Origin of the sequence: Streptomyces sp. SID486 (assembly GCF_009865385.1) — a bacterium.
In the GTDB taxonomy this organism is placed as follows: domain Bacteria; phylum Actinomycetota; class Actinomycetes; order Streptomycetales; family Streptomycetaceae; genus Streptomyces.
Genome location: NZ_WWJT01000692.1, coordinates 1 through 8,900, shown reverse-complemented (window position 1 = coordinate 8,900; position 8,900 = coordinate 1). Strand labels below are relative to the sequence as shown.

Genomic DNA, 8,900 nt, shown 5'->3' with positions numbered 1-8,900 from the left:
GCCGCCCGGGCGGGCCCCGCGTGCGCGGCACCGGCCGGCGCCGCCACGGCGAGGAGGGCGGCTGCGGCGGCACCGGCGCAGATCGGACGGATACGCGGTCTCGCGCGGTACGGCACGGCGCCCCCACTTAAGTAGCCGATTAAATGTACTTAACTGCGCGCTTAACCTAGGGCCGCTGCCGCCAACCGGCAAGAGTCGTGCGGGCGTTGATGTGAGTCCGGCCGTCCCCGCGGGGCCGGCCGTCCGGGCGCCGGGGCGCTACGGCCGGGGGGACGCGGCGGTGGCGCCCTTCCGGGACGCGCTGTGGGACAGCCACGCGGACCAGGTCAGGTTCCAGTCGCCGTAGCCGTTTCCGGCCTCGACCGTGTCCTTGGAGCCGGTGACGCGGATGACGTCGCCGGGGATGACGCGCCGGTAGAACCGTTCGGCCGTGCCGTCGGTGGCGAGACCGACGCAGCCGTGGGTGACGTTGGACCGGCCGGCATAGGTGTCCGCGTTGGGGTTCTGGTGGACGTAGGTGCCGGAGGTGGTGATGTGCACGGCCCAGGCGTAGTAACCACGGTAGGCGTCGCCGAGGTCGACGGTCCGCGAGTCCATGTAGACCTGGGGCTGTTTGTCCAGCACCACCATGGTCCCGTTCCAGGTGTCCAGGCCGGGCCGGCCGGCGGTCACCGGGATGCGGGTGGTGGGCTCGCCGTCCTCCTCGACGGTCATCGTGTGGCTGCCGACGTCGACGGTCGCCGTGAGGGAGCGGCCGATGCCGAAGTGCCGTACGGCGTGGGTGCCGACGCGCAGGGTGACACGGGTACCGGGCTTCCAGTACGCCGGCGGCCGGTAGTCGACGCGCTGTCCGTCGGACAGGTCGCGGTCCTTGACCCAGCTCCAGGCGCCGGTGACGGACGGTTCGGTGCCGACGGTGAGCCAGTGCTCGATCGCGGCCCGCTGGGACTCCGGGACCGGGTGCGGGAAGGTGACGGATATCGGCATGCCGACACCGACGGTGGCGCCCTCGCCGACGTTGACGCGGGCGCCCGCGAGCGCGGCCGGCTCGGGGACGGCGGGCGCGGTCCGGCTGGGCGCGGCACTGGGCCGGTGCGCGCCCCGGGCAGCCGTACCGGTGCGCTCGGTGGCGGCCGACGGGGTGCCGCCGGTGCAGCCGGCCGCCGCGAGGACGATGGCGCAGGCGGCGAGGGCGGCGGCGACGGAGCGCTGACGGCGGCGCGGACGGCGGCCGGTCGAGACGGGCGTGAACACGGATTTTCCCCCTGGGTCGTGTGCGGTCATCGTCTCTACGCACCGCACGGGGCCCGGGTTGCATCCGGGCCCGGGGAAATCCGCAGGGGCCGACGACGGGGGCCGGCGGCCCCGGCCGCCCCGTAGGATCGCCTCTCCGGAACGGGGGACACGGGGGGACCGGATGACGGAGGAGGAGTTCGACGCCTTCTACACGGCTGCCTTCCCGCGGCTGGTGGGGCAGTTGTACGCCTTCACCGGTGATCACGCCGAGGCACAGGACGTGGTGCAGGAGGCGTTCGTCCGGGCCTGGGACAGGCGGACGGCGTTCGACGCGGCCGAGGCGCCGGAGGCGTGGATCCGCACGGTCGCCACCCGGCTGGCGGTCAGCCGCTTCCGGCGGGCCCGGCGCTGGCTGGAACTCGTCCGCGCGGACACGCCGCCGGACCAGACCCCGGGCCCGGGGCCCGAGCATGTCGCCCTGGTCGCCGCCCTGCGCGAACTGCCGGCGGCCCAGCGGCTGGCCGTGGTGCTGTACCACGTGTGCGACCTGAGCGTCGATCAGATCGCCAGGGAGACCGGCCGTGACCGCCAGTGATACCAGTTGGCCGGTTCATATCAAGGACGGCGTGAGGAGCTGACGTGACGACCCCGCCCGACGACCGCTCCTTCCGTCGTGAAATGGCCACCGCCTACCGTTCCGGCTGGCACTTCATCGACCTCGTCACCGCCATCCCCCACAGCGGTGACTCCCTGATGGTGACCGTGTTCGGTGAGCCGGTCGTCGTCACGCGGGACGAGGACGGCGACGTGCGGGCGTACCGATGCCTGCGCAAGCCGCGTGGCGCGCCGCAGCCGGTGCGATGCGCCATCCGGTACGGAATGATCTTTGTGAACCTTGACCAGCGGGACCACCGGCTGTGCGAGCCGGCGGAGTCCGACCTGACGACCATCTCGGCCACCCCCCGCAGTGCCTGACGCGATTCCCCCGTCGTAACACATCGCTCAGGCGCTTCCCCCCGCAGCGGCGTCACCGTGACCTGAACACGGTGACGCCGCTGCAGTTTCGGGGGGACATCTCCCGGTACGGGCCCACTGTCACGGTGGCTGAAACTCTTCACCCGTGCCCCAGTGCCCGGTCGACCTCGATCTCGATCACCACGCGTGCCGGATTGATACGCGGTGTCCGTTCGTAGCGTTCGGCGTAGCGCCGTTCCGCGTCCGCCACCCGTTCCGGCTCCGTCCGCACCCGCGCGCGTCCCTCCAGCGTGGCCCAGCGCCGGCCGGCCACCTGGCACACCGCGACCCGGGCGCCCTCGGGTCCGGCCGCGCGCACGTTCCTGGCCTTGGTGCTGGTTCCGCTGGTGATCACCCGGGCCAGCCGGGTCTCGGCGTCGTACGTCACCCCCACCGGCACCACGTGCGGGCTGCCGTCCGGGCGCAGGGTCGTCAGGGTGCACACGTGCCGTTCGCGCCAGAAGGCGAGGTACGGCTCGTCGGGGGAAGTCGGGTCCACGGAGTGCCTCGTCATGGGCGCAACCTAGCCCCGGAGCGCCCCGGAAAGCACTCCCCCTGCCGCCTTGAGTGGAATAGACTCAACTTTGTGTACGCTGGTTAAGTCAGCAGTGGAGCGCGGTCGAGGAGGAGAACGGACAACGTGGACGCCGAGCTGACCAACAGGAGCCGGGACGCGATCAACGCGGCGAGCAATCGTGCCCTCACCGAAGGGCACCCGGACCTCACCCCCGCCCACCTGCTGCTGGCTCTGCTCCAGGGGCAGGAGAACGAGAACATCACCGATCTGCTCGCCGCCGTCGACGCCGACCAGGCGGCCGTGCGCGCGGGCGCGGAGCGGATCCTGGGCTCGCTGCCCAGCGTGGCCGGATCCACCGTGGCGCCGCCGCAGCCCAACCGTGAGCTGCTGGCCGTGATCGCGGACGCCGGGGAGCGCGCGAAGGACCTCGGGGACGAGTACCTGTCCACCGAGCACCTGCTGATCGGCCTCGCCGCGAAGGGCGGCGCGGCCGGTGACCTGCTCAAGGAGCAGGGCGCCGAGGCGAAGAAGCTGCTGGAGGCCTTCAGGAAGGCCAGGGGAGGACGCCGCGTGACCACCGCCGACCCCGAGGGTCAGTACAAGGCCCTGGAGAAGTTCGGCACCGACTTCACCGCCGCCGCCCGCGAGGGCCGGCTGGATCCGGTCATCGGACGGGACCAGGAGATCCGGCGGGTCGTGCAGGTGCTCAGCCGCAGGACGAAGAACAACCCCGTGCTCATCGGCGAGCCGGGCGTCGGCAAGACCGCCGTCGTGGAGGGGCTCGCCCAGCGGATCGTCAAGGGGGACGTGCCCGAGTCGTTGAAGGACAAGCGGCTGGTCGCGCTCGACCTCGGCGCGATGGTCGCCGGCGCCAAGTACCGCGGCGAGTTCGAGGAGCGGCTGAAGGCCGTCCTCGCCGAGATCAAGGACTCCGACGGGCAGATCATCACCTTCATCGACGAGCTGCACACCGTGGTGGGCGCGGGCGCCGGCGGCGACTCCGCGATGGACGCGGGCAACATGCTCAAGCCCATGCTCGCCCGCGGTGAGCTGCGCATGGTCGGCGCCACCACGCTGGACGAGTACCGGGAGCGGATCGAGAAGGACCCCGCCCTGGAGCGCCGCTTCCAGCAGGTGCTGGTCGCCGAGCCGAGCGTCGAGGACACCATCGCCATTCTGCGGGGTCTGAAGGGGCGCTACGAGGCGCACCACAAGGTGCAGATCGCCGACAGCGCGCTGGTGGCCGCCGCGACCCTGTCCGACCGCTACATCACCTCCCGCTTCCTGCCGGACAAGGCCATCGACCTGGTGGACGAGGCGGCTTCCCGGCTGCGCATGGAGATCGACTCCTCCCCGGTGGAGATCGACGAGCTCCAGCGGGCGGTGGACCGGCTGCGGATGGAGGAGCTGGCCATCGGCAAGGAGACCGATCCGGCCTCCCTCGCCCGCCTGGAGAAGCTGCGCCGCGACCTCGCGGACAAGGAGGAGGAGCTGCGTGGCCTCACCGCCCGCTGGGAGAAGGAGAAGCAGTCCCTCAACCGGGTCGGTGAGCTGAAGGAGAAGCTGGACGACCTGCGTGGCCAGGCCGAGCGGGCGCAGCGGGACGGCGACTTCGACACCGCCGCCAAGCTCCTCTACGGCGAGATCCCGCAGCTGGAGAAGGAGCTGGAGGCCGCCTCCGAGGCCGAGGAGGAGGCCGCCAAGGACACCATGGTCAAGGAGGAGGTCGGCTCCGACGACATCGCCGACGTCGTCGCCGCCTGGACCGGAATCCCGGCCGGCCGCCTGCTGGAGGGCGAGACGCAGAAGCTGCTGCGGATGGAGGACGAGATCGGCCGCCGGCTCATCGGGCAGGGCGAGGCCGTCCGGGCCGTCAGTGACGCCGTGCGGCGCTCGCGGGCCGGGATCGCCGACCCCGACCGGCCCACCGGCTCCTTCCTCTTCCTCGGCCCGACCGGTGTCGGCAAGACCGAACTGGCCAAGGCGCTCGCGGACTTCCTCTTCGACGACGAGCGGGCCATGGTCCGCATCGACATGTCGGAGTACGGCGAGAAGCACAGCGTGGCCCGGCTGGTCGGCGCACCCCCCGGCTACGTCGGCTACGAGGAGGGCGGCCAGCTGACGGAGGCGGTGCGGCGGCGCCCGTACAGCGTCGTCCTGCTGGACGAGGTGGAGAAGGCCCACCCCGAGGTCTTCGACATCCTGCTCCAGGTGCTGGACGACGGCCGCCTGACGGACGGCCAGGGCCGCACGGTCGACTTCCGCAACACCATCCTGGTGCTCACCTCCAACCTGGGCAGCCAGTTCCTGGTCGACCCGACCACCAGCGAGGCCGAGAAGAGGGAGCAGGTGCTGGAGGTCGTCCGCGCCTCTTTCAAGCCGGAGTTCCTCAACCGGCTCGACGACTTCGTGGTGTTCTCCGCGCTGACCAAGCCCGAGCTGGAGCGGATCGCGCAGCTCCAGATCGACCGCCTGGCCAAGCGGCTCGCCGAGCGGCGCCTCACCCTGGAGATCACCCAGGAGGCGCTGGCCTGGCTCGCCGAGGAGGGCCTCGACCCGGCCTACGGCGCCCGGCCGCTGCGCCGCCTCGTCCAGAGCGCCATCGGCGACCGGCTCGCCAAGGAGATCCTGTCCGGCGAGATCAAGGACGGCGACACGGTCCGCGTCGACCGTTTCGGCGAGGGACTGCTGGTCGGACCGGCGACGGGCAAGACACTGTGACGCCAAGGCGGTGGATCCTGTCAGCCGACGGCTGACAGGCCCCGTCGGGGCTTGCCACGCCCCTCCCCGCATGGGGGAGGATGGCGGCATCCGCATGAAGGGAAAAACACGGTGAGCATCGACCCGTCCTCGATTCCGAATTTCGGGGGCCAGCCCGAACCGCAGCCTCAAGGACCGGCGGGCCCCGTCCTTCCGGATCAGGACCTGGTGAAGCAGCTTCTCGACCAGATGGAGCTGAAGTACGTCGTCGACGAGGAGGGTGACCTCGCCGCGCCGTGGGAGCAGTTCCGCACCTACTTCATGTTCCGCGGTGAGGAGGAGCAGGCGATCTTCTCGGTGCGGACGTTCTACGACCGCCCCCACAAGATCGACGAGAAGCCGCAGCTGCTGGAGGCCCTCGACGACTGGAACCGCCGCACCCTGTGGCCCAAGGTGTACACCCACACCCACGACGACGGCACCGTCCGCCTCATCGGCGAGGCGCAGATGCTGATCGGCACGGGCGTCGACATCAACCACTTCGTCTCCTCCACGGTCAGCTGGGTGCGGGCCGCGATCGAGTTCGACAAGTGGCTGGTCGAGCAGCTCGGCCTGGAGGAGGAGGTCGACGGCTCCGACGAGCCCGAGGGCGGCGAGGAGTAGCGTTTTCGGCCGGTCCGGGGGCGGCGAGCCCCCGGACCGCTCCCGCGTGTGCCGTGGTCGCGGGTGAGCCCCGGGACCGCGCTCCTGCGTGTGCCGTGGTCGCGGGTGAGCCCCGGGACCACGCTCCCGCGTGTGCCGTTGCCGCGGATGAGCCTCCGCGAGCCCCTCTCACATGGCCCGCAGCCGTTCCGCCGCCTCGCGGAGCACCTCTTCCCGCTTGCAGAAGGCGAACCGCACGAACGGCGCCCCCGCCTCCCGGTCGTCGTAGAAGACCGCGTTGGGGATGGCCACCACCCCCGCCCGCTCGGGCAGGGCCCGGCAGAAGGCGAAGCCGTCCTTCTCACCCAGGGGGCGGATGTCGGTGGTGATGAAGTAGGTGCCGGCCGGCCGGAACACCTCGAAGCCCGCCGCCGTCAGCCCGTCCGCCAGGATGTCCCGGCGCTCCCGCATGCTCCGGCGGAACTCCTCGAAGTAGGAGTCGGGCAGGGCGAGCGCCTCGGCCACCGCGTACTGGAACGGGCCCGCGGAGACGTAGGTCAGGAACTGCTTCACCGCGCGGACCGCGCCGACCAGCTCCCGCGGCCCCGTCACCCAGCCGACCTTCCAGCCCGTGAACGAGAACGTCTTGCCCGCCGACCCGATGCTCACCGTGCGCTCGCGCATCCCCGGGAACGCGGCCGGCGGCAGGTGCTCGGCGCCGTCGAAGACGAGGTGCTCGTAGACCTCGTCGGTCACCACCAGCAGGTCCCGCTCGACCGCCAGCTCGGCGATCGCGGCCAGCTCCTCGCGGGTGAGGACCGTACCGGTGGGATTGTGCGGAGTGTTGATCAGCAGCAGCCGGGTGCGGTCGGTGACCGCGGCACGCAGCTCGTCCAGGTCCAGGCGGAAGCTTCCCTCGTGGGGCCGGAGGGTCACCGGCACCCGCTTGCCGCCCGCCATCGCGATGCTCGCCGCGTACGAGTCGTAGTACGGCTCCAGTGCCACCACCTCGTCGCCCGGCTCGACCAGGGCCAGCAGCGAGGCCGCGATCGCCTCCGTCGCACCCGCCGTGACCAGCACCTCCGTGTCGGGGTCACAGGCCAGGCCGTAGCGGCGCTGCTGGTGCGCGGCGATCGCGGTGCGCAGCTCGGGGATGCCGGGGCCCGGCGGGTACTGGTTGCCGCGGCCGTCGCGCAGGGCCCGGACGGCGGCCTCCCGGATCTCCTCGGGGCCGTCGGTGTCGGGGAAGCCCTGGCCCAGGTTGATCGACCCGGTGGCCACGGCGAGCGCGGACATCTCGGCGAAGATCGTCGTCCCGAACTCGGCGAGCCGGCGGTTGAGGTGAGGGCGTGCGCTGGAGGTCATGCCGGTCATCCTGCGCTCAAGCTCTGGAGTTCCTCAACACCCCTTCGCGGTGAGCGCCTGCGGTGGGATCTGCCGAGCTGTTCCTGACCAGGGGCAGAGCCGTCGGCAACCGTCATCGTCTGGGGCAGGCGGCCGTCCTCGGACGGCCGCAGAAGCCCCGATGGTGCCGGTATCACGGCCCTCGATGCCAAAGCCGCATGTCAGGAGGGCGGCAAGTCGTTGGTCCGCACTCGGTACGGGATCACGTCGAGCACCTGCCGACGGTCTCGAACCCGGCCGCGACGCTTACTGCCGACCGGCAGAAACGGTCACAGCCGCTCCCTCTCGGCAGCGCCCACATCAACGACCCGATCACGCGGCAACGCATGACCGAGCATTGAGGTGCTTGTTAAGGCAACGCCGACCTGACCGCAACCGCAGGGCGAAAATTCACCCGAATGGCGCAATGGGTGATAGCTGGGACAGCCGGAATACGCCGAACGGGGGATGCTTGACCCGTAAACCCGGCGCGCCATTCATCGTGATCGGCGAACGGGCATCTCGATATCTCTCCGCCGGGTTCAGGTAAGTCGATCGGCGCGGGGCGGCCTGAACGAGCGAGGCTTCCCCGCCTTCTGGCCATCGATGACATCCATATCGGCGGAGTGTCCGATGAATGCGAAACCCCTTGCAACAGCAGCTGCGATGATATGCGGCCTGATCATGATGGGGCCGGCAACCGTCGCCGTCGCGCAGGTTCGCGCCGTTCCGGTGCCTGGCGCCGATGAGAGAGCCCCCGTGTGCCCCTCGGCCACCGCCCCACCCGGCACCGGCTCGCAGATAAGCACCGCCGATGCTGCTGACATCGTCCGAGCCCATAATGAAGCACGCCGCGAGGCTGTCCAGAAGTACAGCCCCGGCCTCTCTGTGGTTCCTGTGAAATGGGACCCCAAGCTCGCCTGTGATGCGCAGGCTTGGGCCGACGACCCCGCCTCCAGTCAGGGCGGTGCGCTGCACCACAGCGGCCGTGGCCAAAACGGCGACGAAGGGGAGAATCTCTTCAATGCCTTCCCCGGCCCGGCGCGTCCGATGATGGCGCTGGACCCCTCGGTGAACTTCAGTTGGATTGCTGAGAAGTCCAAGTTCGACGCCGACAACAACGCACCCGTCAACGACAAGGCGGCACCTGGAACCAACCACCATGCCTGGGGTCATTACTCGCAGATGGTGTGGATGTCCCCGACATCACCCACCACGTCGATCGGGTGTGGCGTGAAGCAAGGCGTGCCCGTCTCCACCGGTACAGGGTGGATCCTGGTGTGCCGCTACCTCGCGGCAGGAAACAACGACGGACAGCAGGCGATCCCCGGCGGCGGTGGCCCGGTTCCACCGCCCAAGCCTTCTTCCCTTTCCGGCGCTGCGGTGACGATGGCGCAGCAGTCGGACA

7 protein-coding genes and 1 pseudogene are annotated in these 8,900 nt (G+C 70.6%); 5 read left to right on the top strand and 3 right to left on the bottom strand.

The features are described 5' to 3' along the window. Positions 1-258: 258 nt before the first annotated feature. Positions 259-1,254 (bottom strand): L,D-transpeptidase, encoded by a 996-nt coding sequence (locus tag GT045_RS31975; RefSeq protein ID WP_345942597.1) that lies wholly within the window; start codon positions 1,252-1,254, stop codon positions 259-261. Between the two features lie 163 nt (positions 1,255-1,417). Between GT045_RS31975 and GT045_RS31970 the strand changes: the two are divergent. Next, positions 1,418-1,816, top strand: a pseudogene (locus tag GT045_RS31970) (SigE family RNA polymerase sigma factor); the annotation flags it as partial. A 59-nt stretch (positions 1,817-1,875) separates the two neighbouring features. Further along, complete coding sequence (locus GT045_RS31965; RefSeq protein ID WP_161287742.1) at positions 1,876-2,211, top strand: hypothetical protein; 336 nt, start codon at positions 1,876-1,878, stop codon at positions 2,209-2,211. 139 nt (positions 2,212-2,350) lie between these two features. Here GT045_RS31965 and GT045_RS31960 read toward each other — a convergent pair whose 3' ends face one another. Then, a complete protein-coding gene (locus GT045_RS31960) occupies positions 2,351-2,764 on the bottom strand; it encodes a TIGR03618 family F420-dependent PPOX class oxidoreductase (protein WP_161287743.1) in 414 nt (137 codons plus the stop codon). 126 nt (positions 2,765-2,890) lie between these two features. Here GT045_RS31960 and clpB point away from each other — a divergent pair, with 126 nt between their 5' ends. Further along, the gene (clpB, locus tag GT045_RS31955; RefSeq protein ID WP_161333352.1) at positions 2,891-5,488 is read left to right on the top strand and encodes an ATP-dependent chaperone ClpB; all 2,598 of its coding nucleotides are present in this window, start codon (positions 2,891-2,893) and stop codon (positions 5,486-5,488) included. 111 nt (positions 5,489-5,599) lie between these two features. After that, entirely contained in the window at positions 5,600-6,130 is a 531-nt protein-coding gene (locus GT045_RS31950; protein WP_161287745.1) for a YbjN domain-containing protein, read from the top strand. Positions 6,131-6,298: 168 nt separating this feature from the next. On the opposite strand, the gene GT045_RS31945 is transcribed toward GT045_RS31950, so the two are convergent. Further along, on the bottom strand, positions 6,299-7,483 hold the full coding sequence (locus GT045_RS31945) for a pyridoxal phosphate-dependent aminotransferase (protein ID WP_161287746.1): 1,185 nt from the start codon (positions 7,481-7,483) through the stop codon (positions 6,299-6,301). A 642-nt stretch (positions 7,484-8,125) separates the two neighbouring features. Between GT045_RS31945 and GT045_RS31940 the strand changes: the two genes are divergently transcribed. After that, positions 8,126-8,900, top strand: a 775-nt coding sequence (locus GT045_RS31940) for a CAP domain-containing protein (protein ID WP_161333353.1), incomplete at its 3' end; no start/stop codon positions are given.

Excerpts from the sequence above, each read along its gene's own strand:
- GT045_RS31960 (WP_161287743.1), bottom strand. The coding sequence starts at position 2,764 with ATGACGAGGCACTCCGTGGACCCGACTTCCCCCGACGAGCCGTACCTC.
- GT045_RS31945 (WP_161287746.1), bottom strand. The coding sequence starts at position 7,483 with ATGACCGGCATGACCTCCAGCGCACGCCCTCACCTCAACCGCCGGCTC.